This window comes from Terriglobales bacterium, from assembly GCA_035573675.1.
Lineage (GTDB): Bacteria > Acidobacteriota > Terriglobia > Terriglobales > Acidobacteriaceae > DATMAB01.
The window spans coordinates 233,020-257,244 of sequence record DATMAB010000027.1; the positions used below are offsets into that span (position 1 = coordinate 233,020).

Annotated in this window: 24 protein-coding genes; 13 read left to right on the forward strand and 11 right to left on the reverse strand. The window is 63.8% G+C overall.

Going from position 1 to position 24,225, the window contains the following annotated elements; translation table 11 throughout:
- Window position 1 precedes the first annotated feature (1 nt).
- The 5 genes from VNK82_13575 (at window position 2) to ruvA (ending at window position 4,953) form a co-directional block, all read left to right on the forward strand.
- Window positions 2-790 (forward strand): MBL fold metallo-hydrolase, encoded by a 789-nt coding sequence (locus tag VNK82_13575; protein ID HXE91981.1) that lies wholly within the window; start codon window positions 2-4, stop codon window positions 788-790.
- 98 nt (window positions 791-888) lie between these two features.
- The gene (locus VNK82_13580; protein HXE91982.1) at window positions 889-1,815 is read left to right on the forward strand and encodes a DMT family transporter; all 927 of its coding nucleotides are present in this window, start codon (window positions 889-891) and stop codon (window positions 1,813-1,815) included.
- A gap of 2 nt (window positions 1,816-1,817) precedes the next feature.
- Window positions 1,818-3,440, forward strand: a complete 1,623-nt coding sequence (locus tag VNK82_13585) for a DUF5916 domain-containing protein (GenBank protein HXE91983.1) — start codon at window positions 1,818-1,820, stop codon at window positions 3,438-3,440.
- Window positions 3,441-3,530: 90 nt separating this feature from the next.
- Window positions 3,531-4,268: a hypothetical protein gene (locus VNK82_13590; GenBank protein ID HXE91984.1), complete on the forward strand. Its 738-nt coding sequence runs from the start codon at window positions 3,531-3,533 to the stop codon at window positions 4,266-4,268.
- Between the two features lie 97 nt (window positions 4,269-4,365).
- Window positions 4,366-4,953, forward strand: coding sequence for a Holliday junction branch migration protein RuvA (gene ruvA, locus VNK82_13595; GenBank protein ID HXE91985.1), 588 nt, complete (start codon window positions 4,366-4,368; stop codon window positions 4,951-4,953).
- On the opposite strand, the gene VNK82_13600 is transcribed toward ruvA, so the two are convergent.
- Both VNK82_13600 and mnmE read right to left on the reverse strand, forming a co-directional pair.
- Window positions 4,954-5,622 (reverse strand): hypothetical protein, encoded by a 669-nt coding sequence (locus VNK82_13600; protein HXE91986.1) that lies wholly within the window; start codon window positions 5,620-5,622, stop codon window positions 4,954-4,956.
- Window positions 5,623-5,758: 136 nt separating this feature from the next.
- Window positions 5,759-7,123 (reverse strand): tRNA uridine-5-carboxymethylaminomethyl(34) synthesis GTPase MnmE, encoded by a 1,365-nt coding sequence (gene mnmE / locus VNK82_13605; GenBank protein ID HXE91987.1) that lies wholly within the window; start codon window positions 7,121-7,123, stop codon window positions 5,759-5,761.
- 130 nt (window positions 7,124-7,253) lie between these two features.
- Between mnmE and VNK82_13610 the strand changes: the two genes are divergently transcribed.
- Window positions 7,254-7,778 (forward strand): carbonic anhydrase, encoded by a 525-nt coding sequence (locus VNK82_13610; GenBank protein HXE91988.1) that lies wholly within the window; start codon window positions 7,254-7,256, stop codon window positions 7,776-7,778.
- Window positions 7,779-7,806: 28 nt separating this feature from the next.
- Here VNK82_13610 and VNK82_13615 read toward each other — a convergent pair whose 3' ends face one another.
- The 7 genes from VNK82_13615 to rpmH form a co-directional block, all read right to left on the reverse strand.
- Window positions 7,807-8,745: a DUF1003 domain-containing protein gene (locus VNK82_13615; protein HXE91989.1), complete on the reverse strand. Its 939-nt coding sequence runs from the start codon at window positions 8,743-8,745 to the stop codon at window positions 7,807-7,809.
- 65 nt (window positions 8,746-8,810) lie between these two features.
- Window positions 8,811-11,303 (reverse strand): protein kinase, encoded by a 2,493-nt coding sequence (locus VNK82_13620; protein HXE91990.1) that lies wholly within the window; start codon window positions 11,301-11,303, stop codon window positions 8,811-8,813.
- A gap of 53 nt (window positions 11,304-11,356) precedes the next feature.
- On the reverse strand, window positions 11,357-11,917 hold the full coding sequence (locus VNK82_13625) for a R3H domain-containing nucleic acid-binding protein (protein HXE91991.1): 561 nt from the start codon (window positions 11,915-11,917) through the stop codon (window positions 11,357-11,359).
- Window positions 11,918-11,955: 38 nt separating this feature from the next.
- On the reverse strand, window positions 11,956-13,671 hold the full coding sequence (gene yidC / locus VNK82_13630) for a membrane protein insertase YidC (protein HXE91992.1): 1,716 nt from the start codon (window positions 13,669-13,671) through the stop codon (window positions 11,956-11,958).
- Window positions 13,672-13,703: 32 nt separating this feature from the next.
- Entirely contained in the window at window positions 13,704-13,943 is a 240-nt protein-coding gene (gene yidD / locus VNK82_13635) for a membrane protein insertion efficiency factor YidD (protein HXE91993.1), read from the reverse strand.
- Between the two features lie 5 nt (window positions 13,944-13,948).
- Entirely contained in the window at window positions 13,949-14,341 is a 393-nt protein-coding gene (gene rnpA / locus VNK82_13640; GenBank protein HXE91994.1) for a ribonuclease P protein component, read from the reverse strand.
- A gap of 16 nt (window positions 14,342-14,357) precedes the next feature.
- Window positions 14,358-14,513, reverse strand: coding sequence for a 50S ribosomal protein L34 (rpmH, locus tag VNK82_13645; GenBank protein HXE91995.1), 156 nt, complete (start codon window positions 14,511-14,513; stop codon window positions 14,358-14,360).
- 127 nt (window positions 14,514-14,640) lie between these two features.
- Here rpmH and VNK82_13650 point away from each other — a divergent pair, with 127 nt between their 5' ends.
- The 5 genes from VNK82_13650 (at window position 14,641) to VNK82_13670 (ending at window position 19,690) form a co-directional block, all read left to right on the forward strand.
- The gene (locus VNK82_13650) at window positions 14,641-15,060 is read left to right on the forward strand and encodes an arsenate reductase ArsC (protein HXE91996.1); all 420 of its coding nucleotides are present in this window, start codon (window positions 14,641-14,643) and stop codon (window positions 15,058-15,060) included.
- Window positions 15,061-15,390: 330 nt separating this feature from the next.
- Window positions 15,391-16,764: a chromosomal replication initiator protein DnaA gene (gene dnaA, locus VNK82_13655; GenBank protein HXE91997.1), complete on the forward strand. Its 1,374-nt coding sequence runs from the start codon at window positions 15,391-15,393 to the stop codon at window positions 16,762-16,764.
- Window positions 16,765-17,059: 295 nt separating this feature from the next.
- Window positions 17,060-18,178: a DNA polymerase III subunit beta gene (dnaN, locus tag VNK82_13660; GenBank protein HXE91998.1), complete on the forward strand. Its 1,119-nt coding sequence runs from the start codon at window positions 17,060-17,062 to the stop codon at window positions 18,176-18,178.
- A 16-nt stretch (window positions 18,179-18,194) separates the two neighbouring features.
- Window positions 18,195-19,136: an energy transducer TonB gene (locus tag VNK82_13665; protein ID HXE91999.1), complete on the forward strand. Its 942-nt coding sequence runs from the start codon at window positions 18,195-18,197 to the stop codon at window positions 19,134-19,136.
- A gap of 26 nt (window positions 19,137-19,162) precedes the next feature.
- A complete protein-coding gene (locus VNK82_13670; GenBank protein HXE92000.1) occupies window positions 19,163-19,690 on the forward strand; it encodes a putative metal-dependent hydrolase in 528 nt (175 codons plus the stop codon).
- A 104-nt stretch (window positions 19,691-19,794) separates the two neighbouring features.
- Here VNK82_13670 and VNK82_13675 read toward each other — a convergent pair whose 3' ends face one another.
- Entirely contained in the window at window positions 19,795-20,001 is a 207-nt protein-coding gene (locus VNK82_13675; GenBank protein ID HXE92001.1) for a DUF1059 domain-containing protein, read from the reverse strand.
- Window positions 20,002-20,255: 254 nt separating this feature from the next.
- On the opposite strand from VNK82_13675, the gene gyrB reads away from it, so the two are divergent.
- Complete coding sequence (gene gyrB, locus VNK82_13680; protein HXE92002.1) at window positions 20,256-22,895, forward strand: DNA topoisomerase (ATP-hydrolyzing) subunit B; 2,640 nt, start codon at window positions 20,256-20,258, stop codon at window positions 22,893-22,895.
- A 10-nt stretch (window positions 22,896-22,905) separates the two neighbouring features.
- Window positions 22,906-23,598: a DUF4145 domain-containing protein gene (locus tag VNK82_13685; protein ID HXE92003.1), complete on the forward strand. Its 693-nt coding sequence runs from the start codon at window positions 22,906-22,908 to the stop codon at window positions 23,596-23,598.
- Between the two features lie 75 nt (window positions 23,599-23,673).
- On the opposite strand, the gene VNK82_13690 is transcribed toward VNK82_13685, so the two are convergent.
- Window positions 23,674-24,114 (reverse strand): hypothetical protein, encoded by a 441-nt coding sequence (locus tag VNK82_13690; protein HXE92004.1) that lies wholly within the window; start codon window positions 24,112-24,114, stop codon window positions 23,674-23,676.
- Between the last annotated feature and the right edge of the window lie 111 nt (window positions 24,115-24,225).

Genomic DNA, 24,225 nt, shown 5'->3' on the forward strand with positions numbered 1-24,225 from the left:
CGTGAAGATCGAGCGTCTGGATCACGACCTGTATCTCGCCCGGGGCGAAGCCCTGGACTCCAACGCCACCATCTATGTCTCGAACGGCGAAGCCCTTCTCGTGGACGCCCTCGGAGGCCGTCCCGACGCCCAGCAGCTCAAGGCTTTTGTCGAGGGAGAGCTGGGCAAGCGGGTTCGCTTCATCCTGGCCACGCACTACTTCAGCGATCACTTGGCCGGTCTCAATCTCTTCCCTGAAGCGCAGGTCCTCGCCCACCGCAACTATCGCCACACCTTCGACAGCGAGCAATACCGCAGCGACGAGGAGCGCAGTTTCTTCCGCCGTCCCGACATCCTCCTCGGCGACAGCCTGCTGCTGCACTGGGGCCGTTTCACCCTCGACGTCTTTTACAACCCCGGCCACACCATGAGCACGCTGGGGGTGGAGGTTCCCGAGGCCGACCTGTTGCACGTCGGCGACACGCTGGTGGGCAACCTCGTCTATTTCCTGTACAGCACGCCCGAACTGCTGGCTCAGGCGCTGCTCAACTTGAAGCGTCGCGGTCGCGGACGCCTGCTGGCCAGCCATCAGGGACTGGCCTCGCCCGTGGCCCTCGACCATGGCCTGCACTACCTGCAGCGCCTGGAAGAACGCGTGCGACAGGCACGGCAGCAGTCCGATCCGAAACAAGCCATCCTGGGCATCGCTGCCGCCGAGTGCTTTCCCGCGGGCGTCACGCCGACGGACTTCGAATCGTTCTTCCACCGCCGCAACCTCAACTCAGTGATCGACCGGCGGCTCTATGAATGAGCGCGTTGTCCATTCCGGCGAATGGCCCCGCCGATTTGAATTGGAGCGCAAGAAGCGGAGAGGGCGCGGAAATTTTTCCCGGCTAAGGTCGGGCTCGCATGAGTGAGTACGTTGTTGTCCCCAAAACGGTGGTGGCAGCCGACCGTCCTCTGGCAGATTGGAGGACGGTCGCTGCCCTTGCCGTCACGCTGGTGCTGTGGGCGTCGGCGTTCGTCGGCATCCGCGCCGGACTGCGCGGATACGCGCCCGCCGAACTGGCCCTCCTCCGCTACCTGGTGGCCTCCGCCGTGCTCGCTGTCTATGCCCTGCGCACGGGATTCCGCCTGCCCGCGCGCGCGGACTGGAAGCGTATCGCGCTGGCCGGCGCTCTCGGGTTCACGCTGTACAACCTGGCTCTCAACACCGGCGAACTGCGTGTCACCGCCGCCGCCGCCAGCTTCGTCGGCAACACCGTTCCGGTGTTCAGCGCGCTGGCCGCGGCCTTGCTGCTGCGCGAGCGCCTGCGCCCCGGGGCCTGGGCCGGCATCCTGATCAGTTTCACCGGCGCCGCGCTCATCTCCGCCGGCGAAGGCGGAGGCCTGCGCCTGGAACCCGCAGTCTTGCTGGTGCTGGTTGCGGCACTGGCGCAGTGCGCCTACTTCATCCTGCAGAAGCCTCTGCTCGCCCGCATGAGCGCCTTCGAGTTCACCGCCGCCGCCCTCTGGGTGGGAACGCTGTTCATGCTGCCTTTCCTTCCGTCCCTGATCGTCCGCCTGCCGCCGGCGCCGCTCGCAGCGACCCTGGCTGGGGTCTACCTGGGCGTGTTCCCAGCGGCCATCGGTTACGTCACCTGGGCCTACGTATTGGCCCACATGCCGGTGGCCCGCACCGCCAGCTTCCTTTATCTGGTTCCGCCCATCGCCACCGGGATCGGGTGGCTGTGGCTGGGCGAGCTGCCGTCGTGGCTTTCGCTGGTGGGCGGAGCGGTCGGCATTCTGGGCGTGGTGCTGGTGAACCGCAGCGGAGCCGCAGTCTCCCGGAGATGACCATGCCTCGCGCGTGCCTGGCCGGGCTGGCGGTGCTGGCTCTGACCTGTGCCGCGCGTGCCGATTCCCCGGTCGTCAGCGTTTCCACTCTCCACATGCCGCGCCTCACACGTCCGCCCACACTGGAGGATTTCGCGGAGATGCGCCCGACCCCCGACCTCGCCACGCAAATGCTGCGGGTCACCGGCTTTGTGCAGCGGTTTCCCGTGGACAGAGCGCCGGTCAGCCAGCCCACGGAGGTCTATCTCGGCTACGACCAGCGGCACCTCTACGCCGTGTTCGTCTGCTTCGACCGCGAGCCGCAGAAGATCCGCGCCCGTATGAGCGCGCGCAACGAAATCTTCAGCGACGACTTCGTCACCATCCAGCTCGATACGTTCCGCGACCAGCGCCGCGCCTACGTCTTCGGCTCCAACCCGCTGGGCATCCAGGGCGACGCCATCTGGGTGGAGGGCGTGGGCTTCGATCAGAGCTTCGACACAGTCTTCGATACCCGCGGCACGCTGACCGAGCAAGGTTACATCGTCTGGATCCGCGTGCCCTTCAAGAGCCTGCGCTTCCCGGCCACGCCCCGCCAGACCTGGGGCATCCTGCTCACCCGTGACATCCCGCGCGGCAGCGAGGAGAGCTTCTGGCCGCAGTACACCCTGCGCATCGAGGGCCGCCTGAACCAGTTGGCCACCCTCGAAGGCCTGGAGAACGTCTCCCCGGGCCGCAACATCCAACTCCAGCCCTACGGCGCCTTCCGCTCCTCGCGCGCGCTGGACCCCCTGGCCGCCGGCTTCGTGCGCGAGCCCGCCGCTGTCGATGGCGGACTGGACGCCAAATTCATCTTCCAGGACCGCCTGGTGCTCGATACCACCATCAACCCCGACTTCAGCCAGGTGGAATCTGATCAGCCGCAGGTCAGCGCCAACCAACGCTTCGAGTTGTTCTTCCCCGAGGAGCGCCCGTTCTTCCTGGAAAACGCCAGCTACTTTGACACGCCCATCCAGCTCTTCTTCACCCGCCGCATCGCCGACCCGCAGTTGGGAGCGCGGCTGACGGGAAAGGTCGGCCGCACCAGCATCGGCGCGCTGGTGGCCGACGACCAGTCTCCCGGCCGCCGCGTGCCCGCCGCCGACCCGCTGGCCGGCACACGGGCTTACTTCGCCATCCTGCGCGTGAATCGCGACCTGTGGGCGCAGTCGTCCCTGGGCATGATCTACACCGACCGCGAGTTCCACGGCAGCTACAACCGTGTCGGCGGCGTGGACGGGCGCTTCAAAGTCAACGCCAACTGGGTAACCGGGTTCCAGGCGGTGGCCAGCTCCACCCGCCGCCTCGATGGCTCCACCCTAACTGGATCGCCGGCACCGGGACCAACTTCGCCGGGCAGGCTGCCGCGCCTGGAGAATCTTTCCGTCGGCGACTATGGCATTACGTTACGCCCGACGCGCCACCTGCTCATCGACAACGGTTATCTGAGCACGCGCCTCATCCAGCGCCACGCCGGCCGCAGTATCTTCAACAACCACATCCTGCGCTCGCGCTGGAACTACCAGTTCACGCCCCGGCTCTCTACCCGCGTCATCCTGCAGTATGAGACGCTGCTGGCCAACCCCGCGGTTAGCACTTGGCATTGAGCCGTCAGCGGTCCGACTGGACCGTTCAGGGACCAAATGGGAAGTGCTAAGTGCCATCCCCTCACGCGCGTTCAGCTAGAATCAAGGTAGATGTCCCAAACCCTCCAGGCCGAGACTAAGCCGGCCGCGGAAATCGTCCGCGGCACACCGGTGTCGCAGGCGCCGAACGGCATCTGTTTCGCCGCCGTGGGCGAAACCGGCGTGGCCGCTGCGAACCTGGACCGCATCATCGCCGCGGTCCCGGGCGCCATCGCTGCAGCGCTCGACCGCAAGGCCTACTACTTCGTGCCGCTGACCCTGGACCAAGGCGAGGACACGGTCATCGCGGATCGCTATGACGTCACGCTGAGCGACCAGGCCGTCTGCCACCGCAACGTGACCCTGGGCGACGCGCAAGCGGTGTTCATTTCCACGCGCCTTTCCGAAGACCGCTTCACCCTGGCCTTCGAGTTCTACATCAATGTGGGACACGCGTTCGTGGAGCGCGCCGGCGTGCCTGAATCGTTCTCCCGGCTGGTGTGGCAGCAGGTGGAAGAGAAAGCGCGCGGCGAAACCTCGCTCGATGCCTGGGAGCTGCGCAAGCTTGCGACCGCTCCCGGCTCCGACCAGGAAAAGCACAAGACGGAGTACTTCACGGCCGCGTTCTCGGACGCCATCGCCATCTACCTGCTCTCGCTCTACCTGGATGTGGACTACCACGAATTGCGCGAGCGCGACTATCCGCTGCTGCAGCCCCGCGCCCTGGCCGAACGCCTGCGCAAGGTCTCCGAACTCTTCCCGCCTAATCCCGGATTTGAGTTTGCCGTGTACTACCGGCGGAGGGGATAAAGCTTCTTCACCGCCGAGCTCGCAGAGCACGCCGAGACAGCATCAGCCACAAAAGCTCGGCGATCTCCGCGGTTTCGGCGGTTAAAATGTCGCCAGCATGATCGCCCATCTCCGCGGACGGCTTATTTCCAAGCATCCCAACCAGGCTGTGGTGGAGGCCGCGGGCGTCGGCTACGACGTGAACATCTCCATCCCTACGTTTTCCGGTTTGCCCGACGTGGGCCGCGAGGTGGCGCTCTTCGTCCACACCCACGTGCGCGAAGACGCGCTCGCGCTCTACGGCTTCCTGCACGCCGAAGAGAAGCAGCTCTTCGAGCGGCTGCTGCAGGTCTCGGGTATCGGGCCCAAGCTGGCCATCACGGTCTTGAGCGGGATGCCCGCGGAACAGCTTGTGGCGGCCATCCGCTCGGGCGACGTGGCCCGGCTCACACGCATCCCCGGCATCGGTAAGAAGACCGCCGAGCGCATGGCCCTGGAGCTGCGCGACAAACTGGACGCGCTGGCCGGCGCCGTGCCCGCCGCGCCGGCGGCTTCGCCGGTCGAAGAAGACGTGCTCTCGGCGCTGCTCAACCTGGGCTACGGACGCCCGCAAGCCGAACGCGCCCTGGCCGCCGCCACCCGCAACGGCAAAGCCGATACCTTCGAAGCGCTGTTCCGCGAAGCTCTGGCCGCATTGACCCGCTAGCTACTGCTTTCCGGGCTCCAGCCAATTCGGCGGCTTGATGAAGGTGGCCTCGACGTCCAGGGTGCCGGCGAGCTCAGCGGCGTCGTCGCGGCCCTTGACGAAGGTGACGCGCTGCTGGTCGCCTTCGGCAAAGGGATCGAGCAGACGGAACTCTCGGATCTCGAACAGGCGGGCGCCGGTGGGCGCGATGTACTCGTCATAGATCACGCCCTGAACCAGGTAAGCGTGGCCACGCCACAGCAACAGGAAAGGATGCCCGCGGCGCAGCGCCAGGATCATCCAGTCGGCCTGCGCGGGCGGGCCGGGGAGGAAGCGCGCGGCCAGCCGCACCTTGCGGCCGTCATCGAGCACGTATTCGCCGTTGATCGCGGAGGCAAGCTTTTCCGCGTCGCCGAGGGGCGAAACGCAGACCGTGCCGGCGTAGGCGCGCAGCAGCCAGAATTCCTGGCCGAGCTTGACGTCCTGGCGCTGGAGCAGCGTCTCCACACCGGCGGCCCATGACCAGTTGTCGCACTTCTGGCCGGCGCGGGCGACGGCGAGGTCGCCGATCTGTTCTTCCTGTGCGGGCTTCACCGCCAACGGCATGCCCTTCAGCTTCTTCGGATCCTGTGCCGAGGCTGCCAGGGCGCAGAGCACCAGGACGGACAGGAGCCGCAGTGCGCGTGCCATGGGCACAGTCTAGCGCGGACGACCGCAGGAAGCTTGGGTGGAGTATGCCCCCTACACCGGGTATTTGCGAATCAACGGGTTGCGGCGCAAGGTCCGGGAGGTCCTAGATTTCAATTGTCAGTTCTTGTCGTTCTTATCATTTGCCGATGCAAAAACTGCTGAAGATGAGATTGAGGATGTCGTCGGCCGTAGTCGCGCCGGTGATGGCATCGAGCGGCCGCAGCGCGTTGTAGAGGTCGAGCAGCAGCATCTCGTGCGGAAGGCCCTCGCGCGTGGCGAGTTCGGCGGCGTCCAGTGCCGCGAGCGATTCCCGCACCAGCCCCTGGTGGCGGACGCTGGTAAGGAAGCCGGCTTCCTGCTCGCCGGAAGCCGCGCCTCCCAACTGGCCGCGGATCTCGTGCCGCAGATCGGCGATTCCCGCGCCCGTGAGTGCGGAGGTTCGCACCCGCACCATGCCGTTCACGGCGGGTTGTGGCCGCGGAACATCGCCGGCGAGATCGATCTTGTTCTCCACCACGATGGCACGGCGCTCGGCCACGAGCTTTAGCAGTTCTTCCTCCTGCTCGGCGGGCGGGCGCGAGGCGTCGAGCACGACCAGAGCGAGGTCGCAATCGGCCAGCGCTTCAAGCGATTTGCGCACACCGATGCTCTCGGCCTCGTCGAGCGCGTCGCGCAGGCCGGCGGTATCGACCAGGCGCACCGGGATGCCGTCGAGCGCCACGGTCTCGCTCACCAGGTCGCGGGTGGTTCCAGGTGAGGCGGTCACGATGGCGCGCTCCCGCTCCACCAGCCGGTTGAACAGGCTCGACTTGCCCACGTTCGGCCGCCCGACGATGGCCAGCGTCAGCCCCTCGTGCACGAGCTTGCCGTAGGCGAACGAGGCTTCGAGTTCGGCCAGCGGCGCGCGCACGCGGGCGATTCCCGCCAGAATCTGCTCCGCGGGCAGGACCGGCACATCGTCCTCGGCAAAATCGATGCCGGCTTCGAGCCGAGCGATCAGTTCCACGAGCGCCTGCTTGATGGGCGCCAGGCGGTGTGACACCGCGCCGCCCAGTTGCTGCGCCGCCACCTTGGCCTGGTAGAGCGTCTGCGACTCGATGAGGTCGCGCACTGCCTCGGCCTGCGTGAGATCCAGCCGGCCGTTCAGGAAGGCGCGCAGGGTGAACTCACCGGGTTCAGCCGGGCGCGCGCCGCGCTCTAGGCACAGCTCCACCACGTGCCGCAGCACGACCGGAGCGCCGTGCGTCGAGATTTCTACCACGTCTTCGGTGGTATAGGAGTGCGGTTTCTGGAAGAAGGTTGCGACCACCTCGTCGATCCGCTCACCCGTCTCCGGCTCGATCAGCTCGCCGAACACGGCGCGGTTGGGCTCGAGGTCGTGCTTCAGGCGGAGCAGCGGCAACGCGATGCTGCGCGCTTCCGATCCCGAGAGCCGCACCACACCGATGCCGCCGCGGCCGGGCGGGGTGGAGATGGCGACGATGGTGTCCTCCAGATGCATGCCGTGCTACGGTGATTGTAGTGGCTTTGCGAGCCGCGGCATGGGCCCCCTCCGGCGGGGGACGAGCCGGAGCCGGCTGTGAATCCAGCCCGCGGCCGGCGTCATCCAAACCCGTCACAGGAGAAACGCCATGACCGTGACCGATGAGATCCTGGAAGCCAACCGGCGCTACGCTGAAACCTTCCAGCTCGGGCATTTGCCCATGCCGCCGGCGAAGAAACTGGCCATCGTTGCCTGCATGGACGCGCGGCTGACCGTGGAGCAGGCGCTCGGCTTGAAGACCGGCGACGCGCACATCATCCGTAACGCCGGCGGGATCGTGACCGAGGACGCCTTGCGTTCTCTCATCCTTTCCCACTACCTGCTGGGGACGCAGGAGTTTGTGGTCATCAATCACACGGGTTGCGGCATGCAGACCTTTCAGGAGGAAGAGTTCCGCAATCGGCTGTGGCGGGAGACGGGTGCACGGGCGGCCAGCCCGGCCCACTTCTTCGCCTTCCGTGACCTGGAAGAGAACGTGCGCGAGCAAGTACTCAAGATCCGCTCGCATCCCTGGATCCCGGCGCACATCCCCGTGCGCGGCTTCATCTATGACGTGACCACCGGAAGGCTGAGTGAAGTGGAACCCGGCGCGCGCCAGAGCATACCGGCGTAGGGCGAGCCAGTTGCCGCGTTGAGGTCGCTCACGATTTCGCCGGCGGGCTCCCACCGGGCTCGCTGCGCTCGCCGGCGCTCGCGCCCGTGGGACGGCCCAAGCGGGCGAATTGCGCCTGCATGGTCTCGTAGATGCGGTCGATCTTGCTGTGCAGTTGCGCGACCTCGAGCTCGGCCTTGAGGTTGATTTGGTAGTCGAGGTCGGCCTTGAGCCGGTCTTTCGCCGACTGCCGGTTCTGCGACATCATGATCACCGGCGCCTGCAACGCAGCGATGGTGGACAGCGCCAGGTTCAGCAGGATGAACGGAAACGGGTCGAACGCCCTCGACGCCAGGATGAAGGCGTTGAGGAACATCCAGCCGATCAGGAAAGCGCCGAAGATGAGAATGAAGGTCCAGGAACCGCCGAACGAGGCGACGCGGTCGGCAATGCGCTCCCCGACGGTCATGCGCTCTTCTTCCTCCTCGTTGGCGTTGCGCGTGACCTGACTGCGCAGCAGCTCGTCGGTCGACCGCAGGCGGCGGCCCAGGACGGTGAGCAGATCGAGCGCCGCCGGGGGATGACGCTTGAGGAACTCGAGCAGGTGCTCGCGGTCGAGGGTGAGCACTTCGGTGTCCTCGACGGCCACGGCGGAAGCGGTGCGCGCGCCGCCATCGAGCAGGGAGATCTCGCCGAACAGGTCGCCCGGGCCGTTCTCCGCCAGGATGATCTTCTCGCCTTCGTAGTTCTCCACGAACACCTGGACGCTGCCGGAGCGCACCACGTAAAGGCAGTCGCCGGCATCGCCGAAGGAGAAGATGGTGTCGCCCTTGTCGAAATGCCGGGCGCTCAGGACCTCGGCCAGGGTGCGGCGCTGCTTCGCGCCCAGCAGGGAGAACAACGGGACTTCGGCCAGCAGTTCCACTTCCGTCGCCATGGTCATCACCTCGCCGCGCTCGCCACGGCGGGCCGCGGTCCAGCGCATCATGCCAAGTTAAGGGAACGAGCGCCAGTCATTTTGTGGGAAGGCGCAGAAGGAAATTGACGAAAGATTCATTGGTTCATCGAAGATTGGCGAGTCCCTTCGCGCGTGGTCAGCGAGACAAGGCGTCCCCCGCGGTCGACCGAAGCCGGACGAGAGAGGCTTGCGGCCAGTTCATCCCAACGGATTTTGAGCTGCAACATGAACTGTTCAAAGGCAGGGTCGCCCTGTAGTTTGCGCATGCTGGGGTTGGCGCGGAACAGGGGATAGTTCGGCATTCCGCTGTCAGCCAAACGCTTGAGCCACGCGACCGCCTCGGCTTTCCTCCCCAGCTCGGCTTGGGCACCCGCGATAAGGAAGGCCGCATGGTGGAAGTGGTCCGTGTCTTTGCCAAACTGGTACGCAGTGTCGATCTCGCGCAGGGCGTCACGCTGTTTGCCCTCGCGAGCAAAGAGCAGGGCCCGCGCCGCCGCCACATCTGCCAGGTCGGGCCCGCCGCCACGATGAGTTGCCGTGCCCTGCTTCAGCTTAAGGAGGTCCACTACCTCCCAAGCCTCCTTCTGCCGGTCCAGATAGGCCAAAGTAACAGCCTTTTCGGCGTTCACGATGTTATTGCGCTCGAATTGTTCTAGGGCCTCGGCAAAGCGGCCCGATTGCCACAGCGCGCGCGCCATGCGGAACTTCGCACCTTCAAAATGCGGGTTCAGGCGCAGTGTGGCCCGGAACTCCTCAATCGCCTCCTGATGCAGACCGGCATGGGTCAGTTCGGAGCCGAGGCTTTGGTGGCCCTCGGCAAGATTGGGGTTCAAGACAAGGGCGTGACGGTAATCCGCCACTGCCTGGGCGATATCGAAGCCGCGCAGCTTGGTGTAGTACAGCCGGCCGCGAATCACGTAAGCCGGGGCGAGGTTGGGATCGAGCGCCAGGGCCTTGCCCAGGGCCACGAAAGCCTTCTCGTCGTACTCGTTGCCACCCTGCCACGCAAAGATCTTTCCCACCGAGCCTGCGGCCAGGGCGACATAGGCGTCGGCGAAATTCGGATCCAGGGCAATGGCTTGCTCGGCGTTGGCGATTGCGGCGTCGACATCCTCCACGCTGCGAAAGACCGATTGCAGCCGGTAGGTCGCCCGCAGATAGGCCTCGTAGGCCTGGGGATTCCGCGTGGCGGCCGATTCAAAGCGCTGCTGCTCCTGAGGCGTGAGCGTGAGCTGGATCTCGCGAGCGATCTCCCGGGCGACCTCGCGCTGGAGACGGATCACATCGGCGGCCGATGGGGTGTAGCTCTTGGACCACAGATGCTGGTCGGTCGAGCCGTCAATGAGCTGCACCGTAATGCGGGCCTGATCGTCGAAGCGCAAAACCGAGCCTTCAATCACCGCATCCACGTCGAGTTCGCGAGCGATCTCGCGCACCGACTTCGATGGCTCCCGATAGCGGCCGGCCGAGGTGCGGGATATCACGCGCAGCGAGACCAGCGACGCCATCTCATTGGTCAGCTCCTCGGTCATGGCCTCTGCAAAGTACTCCTGCGCGGGGTCGCCGGAAAGATTCTTCAAGGGCAACACCACCAGCGAGCGGATGTGGCCGGTGCGCGAGGGCACGTTCTGCCGGCGCAGAAGCCAGTACCCTGCGCCGGCCGCAATCACCAGTAGGAGCACCACAGCGGGCACCAGGCGGCGCAGCCTCGGCCTGGCCGCCGCCGGCTGGACCACGACGCCCGTCGAAAGCTCGGTGGAAGCAACCAGCCGGCGCAAGTCCACCATGAGCTCGCGGGCCGACTGGTAACGATTCTCCGGGTCCTTCTCCAGACACTTGAGGATGATGCGCTCCAACTCGGGACTGAGTTCCGGGTGCGCCGAACGCGGGGGGGCCGGCGGTCGGTTTAGGATGGCATCGGTGAGCGTAGTGGCCAGCTTCTGGTCAAAAGGACGTCGGCCGGTCGCCATTTCATAGAGCACGGCGCCCATCGCCCACAGATCGGTGCGGGCGTCCAGCGGCTCGCCCCGCAGCTGTTCCGGAGCCATGTAGGGCAAGGTGCCCTCCACGGCCTGGGCCGAACTCAGAGTAGCGGTGACGGTGTCAGCCCCCGCGGGTTGCAAGAGCTTGGCAAGCCCGAAGTCGAGCACCTTGACCTGCTTCTTGGGCGTCAGGCGAATGTTGCCCGGCTTGAGGTCGCGGTGAATAATGCCTTGCTGGTGGGCCTCGTCGAGCGCCGCTGCCACCTGCTCGGCCGCGCGGATGAGTTCCTTTCCCGGCAGGGGACCACGCTGAAGCAGAACATCGAGCGATTCGCCGGCCACATGCTCCATCACCAGGAAGTCGGCGCCGTCCTCATGATCGAAGTCGTGCACCGTGGCGATGTTGGCGTGATTCAGCCGGGCGAGGGCAAGGGCTTCGTTGCGGAAGCGGCGACGCGCGGATTCGTCGGAGAAGGTCCCGGCGGGAAGGAACTTGATGGCGACGTGGCGGTCGAGCCGGTCATCGTGGGCCCGGTACACCTCGCCCATACCGCCTTCGCCAATCTTCTCGACGATGGTGTAGCGACCTAGCCTGGCTCCAACCACAAACTCACCCGGCAGGCATGTTAGGACGGCGACTGAGGACCGTCAAACGGACGCTAGCGTCCTTTGCGGAAGCTCTTCACGTGGGGGCTGGCGCCGGGTCGGGGAGCGCCCGGTTTGTAGTCCTTGGGGAAGATGACGACGTAGCGGCGTCCGCCCTCGCCCTGACTTTCACTGCGCAGATCGGGAAAGTCGCGCACGGCCAGATGGAGCACGCGGCGCTCGCGCGCGGTCATGGGACTGAACTCGTAGGGCATACCGGTCTTGCGGACCTTTTCGGCGGCGACCGCAGCCGTCATGCGCAGCTCTTCCAGACGCAGCGCTTTGTAGTTCTGGCAGTCGAAGCTGACCTTGTCGTGCTCTTCCGGCTCCAGGCGCAGCGCCTTGAGGGCGATGTGCTCCATCGCGCGCAGGAGTTCGGCGCCGCGTTCCAGCACCAGCGGACTGTCGGGGCCGGAAAGGTCCACCAGGATCTCGGGCGTTTCCCAATCGCGATCGGCGGGCACAGGCGGATCCACCACGATGCGGTAGCGCAGGCGGAAGCCGCCCTCGGTGACCAGCGTCTTCAGCAGGTGCTCGATCTTGCGCGCCGCGGCGACCTTGTCTTCGATGGGCATGGCGACGAAGGACGATTATAAGAGCTCGGTCCGGCGTTTCATTTCTTGCGCTTCTGCTGCTTCTTTTCAATCTCGGCGCGCATCTCGCGCCCGAAGCTGGAGCGGTTGACCAGGATCTGCTGCACGAAGCTGATCACGTTGCCGGCCGACCAGTAGAGGCCCAGTCCGGCGGAGAGCGTGATGCTGATCACCCCCAGCATCACCGGCATCATCACGCTCATCATCTTCTGCTGCATGGGGTCCATGCCGGCCTGCGGCGTGATGCGCTGCACAAGGAACATGCTCACCACGATGCCGATGGGCAGCAGGTAGTACGGATCGGGCGCGGCCAGGTCCTTCACCCACAACCAGGGGGCGTGGCGCAGCTCGATGGCCACGGTCAGCATGGTGTAGAACGCGATCAGGAACGGGAACTGCAGCAGCAGCGGGATGCATCCGCCGGCGGGGTTGATCTTCTCGCGCTTGTAGATGGCGGCGATCTCCGCGTTCATCTCCTGCTTCTTGGGATCGTTGAACTTGTACTTTTTGTACTTTTCCTGGACCGCCTTGATCTGCGGCGCCACCTTCTGCATCTTGAGCGCCGACTTCATGCTGGAAAGGCGCAGCGGCAGCAGGGCCACGTTGATGATCACGGTGAGGATAAGAATGGACCAGCCCCAGTTGGCGACCCAGTGGTCGTGCGTCCACTTCAGCCACAGGAAAAGCGGCCGCGCGATGAAGCCGAAGAAGCCGAAGTCCACCAGGCCCTTGAGGTCGGGCGCCCAGCCGAGGTCCGCAGCCAGGGGCGTGGCGTGCACCGAGCCCAATACGTCCAGACTCTTCGGACCGACGAAGATGCGGGTGCTGGTGACGCCGCGCGGGTCGCCCACCGCGGCTCCCAGGATGGGAACAGGTTTCTTGCCGCCCTCGGGCTTGGCCGGGTCTTCAGGAATCTCCATCCCTTCGTGCAGGGTGACGAGCGCGGCGTGACCCGGATCGTCGGGCAGGAACACGACGCCGAAATATTGGCCCTCGACGCCCGCCCAGTGGAGAGGGCCGGGCAGCGTGTTGCCGCCGCTGACTTTCTTGGGCTCCAGGCGCTCGATCTTGCCGCCGTTCTGCCAGACGATGCGTGCGTGCGCGAACTGCGCGGGAAGGTGCTGGTCGCCGAAGGCTGAAGGCCATGCTGGATACGCCGGCTGCAGCGAGCCTTTGTAGGTGACCGACGTCTCGACGTGCACGACGTAGGAGTGGTCGAAGCGGAAGACCTTGCGGACACTGGTTTCGCCGTCGGCGTATTCGAAAATGATGTCCGCAGGCGCAGTGAGAGCGCCGCCGGCGCTGGCGACATAGAGCGCTTCGTTGAGCTTCTTGCGCAGGGTGGCGTCGTAGGTCCAGAGCGACAGCGGGTAGCCGTATTTCTCGGCCGAGAGCGTGTGCACCAGCTCGAGCGGCTGGCCACCGGGCTTGTCCTGGAATTTCTTCAGCACCCAGGACTTCACCTGCGCGCCGCGGTTGGTGAAGGTGATGCGGTAGAGGTCGTTCTCGATGACGGCCTCGGATTCGGCCTGCGCCTGAATGCCGGCCACGGGCGCCGCGGGAGCAGCTTGCGCCGCAACTGCGGGCGCGGGCGCAGCCGGCGGAGTCGCGGCCGGGGCCGGCGCGGTTTCCGGGGCCGGCGGCTGCGGCTTCTGCACGTAGCGCGAGACCAGCGGCTGCATCACCATCAGCACCAGGAAGGTGAGCGCGAAGGCCAGCAGCAGACGCCTCTCCATGCCGGGATCTTGCTGGGGGTTCTGGAACTCGCTCAAATCGTGTCCGCCTTCAGTGAAGTGGAGGAGGCCGGTTCAGGGACGGGATCGTAGCCGCCGCGCACGAACGGATGGCAGCGCAACAAGCGCCACAGCGCCAGCGCCGACCCGCGCACCACGCCGTGGCGCTCCAGCGCCTCCAGCGCATATTCAGAGCAGGTCGGCGTGTAGCGGCAGGCGGGCGGCAGCAGCGGCGACAGCAGCCGCTTGTAGGCGCGCAAGAAAGATGTGAGCACGACCTTCATGTCTCGATGGGCTGCCTCACCAGCCTGCGGATGGCGGTGAACGCGCTCTCCGTTTCCGCCACCAGCAGCGCGAAGTCCAGGTCCAGCGCCGAGCGCTTGGGATGGATCACCAGGTCGACGGGCGCATCCAGCAACATCAGCCGGCGGCGCACCGCCTCACGCAGGCGCCGGCGCAGGCGGTTGCGCGTCACCGCGCGGCCCAGCACCTTGCCCACGGTGAACCCGACGCGCGGGCCTCCGTTCTGCTCACGACGGCGAAAGAACACGGTCATGTGGCCGGCGAAATGCTTGCGCCCCTGGCGATACACCTGGTCGAAGTCGGCACGGCGCAGCAGGCGCACCGAGCGCGGAAAGCGCTGCGAGCGGGCCGACTCTGTGCCGTGAACCACAATCAGAAACGCGCGCCTACTCGCGGAAGCCGGGACGCACGGAGACGCGCTTGCGTCCGCGGGCGCGGCGCCGAGAGAGCACCTTGCGGCCGCCCTGGGTCCTCATGCGCTTGCGGAAACCGTGCGTCTTCGACCGCCGCCGGCGGTTGGGCTGAAACGTACGCTTGGGCATGGATGATTGCGCTCCTGCTCAGATCAACGCTGTGCGAACGAACGCTCAGTATAAAGGATGGCGCGCAGGGGCGGCAAACCGGGAGACTGTAACCGCGCGTTAATATTGGCGGGGTACCATCATGCCCATGTCCAAACCCCGTGTTCTGTTTCTCTGCACCGGCAACTCGGCGCGCAGCCAGATGGCCGAAGGCCTGCTGCGCGAGTGGGCGGGCGAGCGATTCGAGGTGTTCAGCGCGGGCACGTACCCCGTCGGGGTGAATCCGCTGGCCATCGAGGCCATGAACGAGTTAGGCATCGACATCTCGGGCCAAAAATCCAAGAGCGTGGACCAGTTCGCCGGCCAGCCGATGGACTACGTCATCACGGTGTGCGACCTGGCCAAGCAAAGCTGTCCCGTATTCCCGGGCGCGCGGCAGGTGTTGCACTGGAGCATCGAGGACCCAGTTTCGTCGCTGGGCTCGCGTGCGGAGCGCCTGGAGGTATTCCGCCGCGTACGCGACCAGATCGCAGCGCGAATCCGGGAAGAACTGCTCCCGCAAGGCTGAGCGCAGAGGTCGCAAAAGAAAAAGCTCAGCCCCGGATGGACATGGATGCGCACGGATCAGGATCAACGTGACTGTTTGCAGTTCTTCGTTCACGGTTCATCGTTCGCTCTTCACAATTCGCCCATTGCAAATCTCCGCTCGACGTTCCTACCTGCACCACTCTCGCGCTATTAACCCATTAGGGACTTGACGAATCCCCGGCGGTGCGTTCAATAGAGGCGACACTGACGAATCGATTCTGCGCTCGCGTTCCCCGGAGAAAAGTTTTTCGTGCTAGGATGCAGCGCGGTTTGAATTCATCCATCATCAGAAAGTTTCTTAGGCTCGCACATGTCGCTCTCATCCGCCGCAGCCGCCGCCGCCAATCCATGGGCGCGCATCCTGGACCGGCTGCAACAGAAGGTCACGCGCCACTCCTATGACACCTGGCTGCGGCCCACGCGCTTCAGCCACACGCGCGGCAAGATCCTTGTTGTGCGCGTGCCCACGCCCGAATTCGCTCACCTGGGCGACAAGTACGGCGACGTCATCCACGAAGCCATCGAGATGCTGGGCATGGACTATGAGGACGTGGAATTCGTCACGCCCGAGCAGGACCCGGCGGCGACTCCGGTGCGCCAGGATGGCGGGTTTGCAGCCGTGGGCACCAGCGGCCGTGCCGTGCAGGGGCGCTTCGACTGGGACGGCGCCGCGCAGCTCAACCCGCGCTACACTTTCGACGCCTTCGTCATCGGCGCCGGCAACCAGTTCGCGCACGCCGCGGCGCTGGCCGTGGCCGAGCGTCCCTCGCGCGCCTACAACCCGCTGTTCCTGTACGGCGGCGTGGGCATGGGCAAGACCCACCTCATGCAGGCCATCGGGCACGAGATCAAGCGCCGGGAACCGCAGCGCTCCATCGGCTATCTCTCGAGCGAGAAGTTCACCAACGAGGTGATCCACTCGCTGCGCTACGACAAGATGTCCAGCTTCCGCGACCGCTTCCGCAACATGGACGTGCTGCTCATCGACGACATCCAGTTCCTGGCGCAGAAGGAGCGGACGCAGGAGGAGTTCTTCCATACCTTCAACGCGCTGCACGAGGCGCAGAAGCAGATCGTGATCGCCAGCGACCGCCCGCCCAAGGAGCTGGCGGAGATCGAGGACCGGCTGCGCTCGCGCTTCGAGTGGGGATTGATCGCCGACATCCAGCCGCCCGACCTGGAAACCAAGGTCGCCATCCTGCAGAAGAAGGCGGAAGGGGAGCGCGTGCCTCTGCCCACCGACGTGGCCCTCTACATCGCCTCCAACATTCGCTCCAACGTGCGCGAGTTGGAAGGGGCGCTGATCCGGCTGATCGCCTACTCCTCGCTCACCGCTACGCCTCTGAACCTGCAGACGGCACAGCAGGTCCTGAAGAACATCATCGACGCGCAGACGCGCAAGGTGACCATCGAGGCCATCCAGAAGGCGGTGGCGGAACAGTTCGGCATGCGGGTGGTGGAAATCAAGGCGCGCAATAACTCGCGCGCTGTCGTCTATCCACGGCAGATCGCCATGTACCTGGCCAAGCATCTGACGGAGTGCTCGCTGCCGGAAATCGGCCGCCAGTTCGGCGGCAAGCACCACACCACGGTCATGCATTCCGTGGACAAGATCGAGCACGTCCGCAAGACAGACAAGGATTTGAACAGGCTGCTTAACAAGCTGACCGAGACCCTGACTTAATGCGGCGCGGCCTTGACCGGCTTTTCCACCCCGGCACCGTAATGACTGCTGTGGAATGCCTGTGGAAGACGTGGGAAAAGGCCGACCGCCGACCACGACATCTTGGGTTGTTCAGCCGGAAGAGCTCCGGACGGCCGTCCTCGACACATGAAGTTTGACCTGGAAGGTATAGGTTATAAGTCGTTTGGACTTGATTCCCACATTTCCCCAACGCCTGCTGCTACGGCTTTATGGGTCTAGGGTTTTGATGTAACGTAACGGAAGCAGTCCTAACGCCCCAAGGACAAACTGGACTATGGAGATATCCGTCAGCCGGTCGGATCTTCTGAAAGAACTTGCCACCACCCAGGGTGTGGTGGAGCGCAAGGCCACGATTCCCATCCTGTCGAACCTCTTGCTGGAAGCCGAGGGCGACAAGCTCTCCATCACGGCCACCGATCTCGACCTCAGCCTGCGCGTTTCGTGCCCGGCGAAAGTCAAGAAGGATGGAGCCTGTACCATCCCAGCGCGCAAGTTCCACGATTACGTGAAGCTGCTGCCGGAGGGAGACCTTTCACTGAAGCTGCTGGAGAACCACTGGGTGCAGCTCCGGCTTGGGCGCTCCAACACCAAGATGGTAGGCATGGCGCGCAGCAACTTCCCCAGCATGCCGCCGTTCCCGACGGCCGGGACCATCAAGCTGCCGGCGAAGGTCCTGCAGACGCTGATCGGCAAGACGATTTTCGCCATCTCCAACGAGGAATCGCGATACACGCTGAACGGCGCGCTGATGGTGTTGAAGCCCGAGTCCATCACCATGGTGGCCACCGACGGGCACCGCCTGGCGCACATCGAGAACACCGCGGCGAAGCCCGAGGGTTTGACCGGCGGAGAGATGCGCACGCTCATCCCCCGCAAGGCCATGAGCGAACTCAATACTTTGCTGGCGGATACCGACGCCGAATCCGTGGAGTTCGCGCGTGACGAATCCACGCTGCACTTCCGCGTAGGCGGGCGCTTGCTGGCCTCCCGCCAGCTCACCGGCCAGTTCCCCAACTTCGAAGCCGTGCTGCCCAAGGACAACACCAAGGTCGTGCGCGTGGCCTGCGATGAGATCTCCGGCGCCATCCAGCGCGTGGCCCAGTTCGCCGACGAGCGCTCCGGCGCCATCCGCCTGCGCCTGGAGAAGAACGAGCTCAAAGTGTCGTCGTCGTCGATGGAAACCGGCGAATCCGAGGATTCGCTCGAGACCAGCTACGCCGCCGAGCCCATCACGATCGGCTTCAATTCGCATTATCTGCTGGACTTCCTTAAGGCCGTTGGTTCCGGTGACGTCGCGCTCGAGTTCAAGGACGAACAATCCGCCGGCCAGCTCCGCCCCGCCGACGGCGATCCGTACAAGTACCGCTACATTGTGATGCCCATGCGGATTTGAGGTGCAGGCGAAAGCGATGACCTACAAGTCGAAGCGCATTTGGGCCCCGGTTCTTGGGGCCCTTCTGGTTTCGGGCGCGCTGACGGGCGCTCAGGAAACGCCCGTTGAGAAACAGCCGAAGCGGATTCGTGTGTCGCAGGGGGTAGTGGAAGCAAACCTGCTCAAGAAAGTCGCGCCTACGTATCCGGAAGCTGCCAAAGCTGCTCGTGTTGAAGGCTTGGTAGTCCTGACAGTGATCATTACCGAAGGCGGAAAAATCCAGGAAGTGCGTTTGAGGTCGGGGGATCCCCTGTTAGCGCCCGCCGCAATGGAAGCTGTCAAGCAGTGGGCATACAAGCCTTACCTGTTGAATGGTGAACCGATTGAGGTCGAGACGACGATCACGGTCAGGTTCCAGCTTCGGAATCAGCCGCCTCTAGCGCCACAAGCTCTGCCACCAGAGGTCGCTGGCACCTTTACGGGCACTGTCTACCGCAATGACTTCTTCGGTTTCCAATGCGCCCTTCCTGCCGAGCTTGCAGTGAAGACGAATGAGTTGAAGGGAGGGCTGGGTGGCAGAACCGTGCTGTTGCACGCCTCGGCAGAACAGACCCAATTTCGGCCCGGCAAGAGCGTGACTCTCATGGCAGAGGATGCAAGGTACTACTGGGGCGAGAAATGGTCCGAGAAAACCGGCGCCGACTATGTTGCAAAGGTCACGCAAGCCCTCAAGGAAAGAGGCATCCTATCGTCGGGACTACCGACAGAGTTCAGGCTTGGCAAACTCGCCTTCCACCGTCAGAACTACACAACTGAGTCCCCATTACGGCCCGTGCAAAGCGTCCTGGCGGCTGTCCATGAAGGGTATGTAATCACAGTCATCTTGATTGGTCCCGGCGAACATGACTTGGACTCCCTATTCAATCTCTTCACCGAAGTAAAGGTAACATCGAAATCGCCAAGCAAGGCCAAAGACTAGAGTGTCAGAATTCGGTCAGCGCACACATGGACCTCCGCTACCCTATCGGTCCGTTTGATTGGAAGGGATCGGCGACCGCAGACGATCGCCTCCGCTCCATCGAGGCCATCGAGCGCGCCCCGGCGGCGCTGCGCTCGGCGCTTGTCGGTCTGAACGCCGAGCAGCTCGACACGCCCTATCGGCCCGGCGGATGGACCGTGCGGCAGGTGGCGCATCACGTTCCCGAGAGCCACATGAACGCCTACATCCGCTTCAAGCTGGCGCTCACCGAGGACCAGCCCACCATCAAGCCCTACGACGAGAACCTGTGGTCGCAGACGCCGGACGTCCGGCTGACGCCCATCGAGACCTCCCTTGCCATCCTGGAGGCGCTGCACCAGCGCTGGGTGATCCTGTTGCGCTCGCTCAAACCCGCCGACTTCGCCCGCACCTTCACCCATCCCCAGTACGGCAAGACCTTCCCGCTCGATTGGGCGCTGGCCATGTACGCGTGGCACGGCGCCCACCACACCGCGCACATCACGTCGCTGCGCGAGCGCATGGGGTGGAAGTAAAGGCACTCAACGCAGAGACCGCGGAGATCGCCGAGAACTACTCGCAAAGCAGAAAGCCGCCAAGACCTGGCGGCTGGTTGGTAATTTGTCAGACGTTGCGAGCCCTACGCGGCTGCGGTTCTGCTCTCCGGCTCGTCCTTGAGCATGGAGCGGATCTGCTGGCGCAGTTCGGGTGTGTCCTGATGGCCGTGGCTACGGACGGCGTGCTGCACGGCCACTTCGATGACGTCCTCTTCCGAGCCCGAGATGGCGATGTCGCACGGCTTCTCGGCCGGGAAGTCGCGGCAGTCGATGATTTTTCTTCCGGGCATGACGACCTCCGGTGGAGTGGATTTCGGTGGAAAAGCATACTCCCGCTGGATGCGCCCTGGAAGGGGCAAGAGGCGCCTCGTATTCTCCTGAAAACACGCCGCTTCCAGCCCCCAGAAAACTGCCGCTCTGTGGTAAAATATCTCTGGCTTGGGCGATTACTAAGTTACTGAAATATCAATAGTTTGTGCCCTGTTGCGCTGCTCGAAAAACGGGCCGCGCGCGGGCCCGCCCCGCGACCACACCACGGAGTTTCATGGCCTCCAAAGAGACGCTGACTCAACCCGCCTCGACTGCGAAAGCCGAGAAGGAAAAGAGCAAGTCGCGCAAGGGCAACGGCGCGCAAAACGGCGAGTACACCGCCGAATCCATCAAGGTTCTGGGCGGCATGGAAGCGGTGCGCAAGCGCCCGGCGATGTACATCGGCTCCACCGGCGAGCTCGGCCTGCATCATCTGGTCTACGAAGTGGTGGACAACTCGGTGGACGAAGCGCTGGCCGGCTTCTGTGACACCATCGAGGTCACCATCCACATCGATAATTCCGTCACCGTGAAGGACAACGGTCGCGGCATCCCGGTGGAAGACATGGACGTGGACGGCGAGAAGTTCCCCGCCGCCCAGGTCGTCATGACCAAGCTGCATGCCGGCGGCAAGTTCGATACTTCGAGCTACAAGGTCTCCGGCGGCCTGCACGGCGTGGGTGTGAGCGTGGTGAATGCGCTCAGCTACCAGTTGGACCTCGAGATCTGGCGCGACGGCTTCGTGTGGGAGCAGTCCTACTCGCGCGGCGAGCCCACCTCCAAGCTGAAGAAGACCGGCAAGACGCAGAAGACCGGCACCATCGTGCACTTCCTGCCGGACAAGGACATCTTCACCACCATCGAGTTCAACTTCGATACGCTCTCGCAGCGCCTGCGCGAGCTGGCTTTCCTGAACCGGGGCCTGCTCATCACCCTCACCGACGAGCGCGCCACGGATTCCAAGACCGGCGAGCCCCGCCGCCACGAGTTCAAGTACACCGGCGGCATCGCCGAGTTCATCAAGCACCTGAACCGCGGCAAGCAGACGCTGCACGACAAGCCCATCTACATGGAAGCCGAGCGCGACGGCGTGCACATGGAGATCGCGCTGCAATACAACGACGGCTACAGCGAGGCCGTCTTCAGCTTCGCCAACAACATCAACACCGTAGATGGCGGCACGCATCTTTCCGGCTTCCGCACCGCGCTCACCCGCACCATCAACTACGCCGCCAAGCAGCTCGGCATGTTCAAGGATGAAAAGGAGAGCCTCACTGGCGACGACGTGCGCGAAGGCCTGGTGGCCGTCATCAGCGTCAAGCTGCCCCAGCCCCAGTTCGAGGGCCAGACCAAGGGCAAGCTGAATTCGGACATCGCTGGCATCGTGCAGGCGTTCGTGAACGAGCGCCTGGGAGCCTATCTGGAGCAGAACGCCACCGTCGCCCGCCGCATCATCAACAAGGCCATTGAAGCGGCGCGCGCTCGTGAAGCCGCGCGCAAGGCCCGCGACCTCACCCGCCGCAAGGGCGCGCTCGATGGCGGCGGCCTGCCCGGCAAGCTGGCCGATTGCTCCGAGCGCGATCCCAGTCGCTGCGAGCTGTATCTCGTCGAGGGCGAATCCGCCGGCGGCACCGCCAAGCAGGGACGCGACCGCCGCTTCCAGGCCATCCTGCCGCTCAAGGGCAAGATCCTGAACGTGGAGAAGGCGCGCTACGACAAGATGCTCGGCCACGAGGAGATCCGCGCCATGATCACCGCCCTGGGCTGCGGCATCGGCAAGGAAGACTTCGATTCCTCGAAGCTCCGCTACGGCAAGATCATCCTCATGACCGATGCCGACGTGGACGGCTCCCACATCCGCACCCTGCTGCTGACCTTCTTCTTCCGCCACATGCAGGAGCTCATCAAGCGCGGGCACGTGTTCATCGCCCAACCGCCGCTCTACCGCATCAAGAAAGGGAAGAGCGAGCAGTACATCAAGGACGACCGCGAGTTCGTGCGCGTCATGATCAAGCGCGCTGCCGAAGGCATGGTGGTGCGTTACGGCGAAGGTGCGGCCCGTCTGGAGGGCACGCCGCTCACCAAGTTCATCACTACGCTGAACGAGTACCTCGGCTTTTTCGACAAGGTGGATAAGCGCCTGCGCGACGAGCGCATCACTTCGCTCCTGCCGAAGCTGGGCCTGGCCATGCGCTCCGACTTCGAGGGCGACAAGAAGACGCCCACCAGGAAAATCGAGAAACTGGTCCAGGAACTGGAGAAAGTCGGCAAAGAGGCCGGCTTCAAGCAGAAGCCCGAAGCCTACTTCGATGAAGAGCACAACCTCTGGGGAGTGCGCTTCACCGACTCGCAGGGCGCCGAGCGCATCATCAACTGGCAGCTCGCTTCCACCCCCGAGTTCCGCCAGATGCTCTCCAAGTACAAGCAGATCGAGGCCTACATGGAACCGCCCTTCGTGGTGGAGAATCTTCGCCGCGCGTCAGCCAATGGCGACGAGGCCGCCGCCGAAGGCGAAACGGAAGCCGCAACCGAGGCGCCGGAAAAGTCCGCCAAGAAAGCCGCCAAGGCTCCGCGCAAGAAAGCCGCCGATGTCGAGCCGGTAGAGAAAACCTCCGCCCGCGACCTTTTCGAGTACGTCCTGAACGAAGGTCGCAAAGAGTACAGCGTGCAGCGTTACAAGGGCCTGGGCGAGATGAGCTCCCACCAGCTCTGGGAGACCACTATGGACCCCGAGCGCCGGACGCTCCTTGAAGTGAAGCTCGAAGACATCGCCGAGTGCGAGCAGATCTTCACCACGCTGATGGGCGAAGACGTCGAAGCCCGCCGCAAGTTCATCGAAGAGAACGCGCTGGACGTGAAGAACCTGGATATTTGAACGGGTGTTTATGGAGCCATTTAATTGGACCTGTCCATTCTGCGATAGGGACACCACAATAACCGGTTCGAACTATCAAGATGATGCAGCGAACTTCGGCGTGGATAGTGCTGATGGCAAGCTAAGAACGCTTCTCGTTCGCATAGTTTGTCCTAACAAATCTTGCAGGAAATCCACACTCCAGCTCTTCACCTACGAGCTTAACGGAACATACGGGAACTATTCAGTTGGTGCCTTGCAGAAGAGTTGGACCTTGATTCCACCTTCTCAGGCCAAGGTCTTTCCCGATTATGTGCCGAAGCAGATTCAAGGCGATTACTTGGAGGCGTGCCTAATAAGGGACTTGAGCCCGAAAGCTTCTGCCACCTTAGCGCGTCGTTGTCTTCAAGGAATGATTCGCAATTTTTGGGACATCAAGAAGGCAAGGCTGGTTGATGAAGTCAATGAACTCAAGGACAAAGTCGATGGTTTGGTTTGGCAGGCGATAGATGGACTCCGAAGAGTCGGGAACATCGGCGCGCACATGGAGGTCGACATAAACGTAATCGTCGACGTAGACGAGGGTGAGGCTGGCAAGTTAATCGGGCTCATTGAGCTCCTGATGAAAGAGTGGTACATCGCCCGACATGAGCGCGAGCAAAGGGTAAAGGAAGTAATCGCATTAGCCCAAACGAAGCAACAGGCAAAAGCTACAAAGCCCTAGGGCTCAATATTCTGGTGAAGGGAAGACAGTCGCGGCAGCCTTCCCTTCCCCATCATGATGGTTCCGGGAATACCCCTAGGTGATCTTGAAAGCCTTTCTCAATGGTGCAACCAGTTCGTCAGCGATCTCGTAAATCCAGGCGCCCGCAACGTCCTGATGACCGTCGTACCAATCCTTCGGCCCACCTGCTGCTTTCATGTTTCGCGTGAGGGCCGAGCCGATTCCAGCGTAGTCGTGCTGCTTCTTCACACCGGAGATTCGGACGAGCTCGCTGAGCGGAATCTTCCCGCCCCTGCGGAGCCACTCTTCCATGACAGCTCGGAGCCGAGGCGTTCTGTAGACGAGGCCAGCAAACTTGGTCGCGATTCTCTCAACGGAGCTTGATACTTGACTACCGAGCGTCGGCAACGAGATAGTGCCGGTCGGGGACCCGAAAGCGGCGACCATCCGCGACAGGGCCTGCATGATCTCCGGATCCGAACCATCGTAGGCAAAGGTGAGTGTTAAGGTTGGCATAGGGTGCTACCTCCACTCAAATTGTACACTAACTATTTTAGTGAGTGCATATAATAGATTAATAATATGTTATTTGTATAACGCTGATGGCTGCTGGCCGCCGGTAAGGGG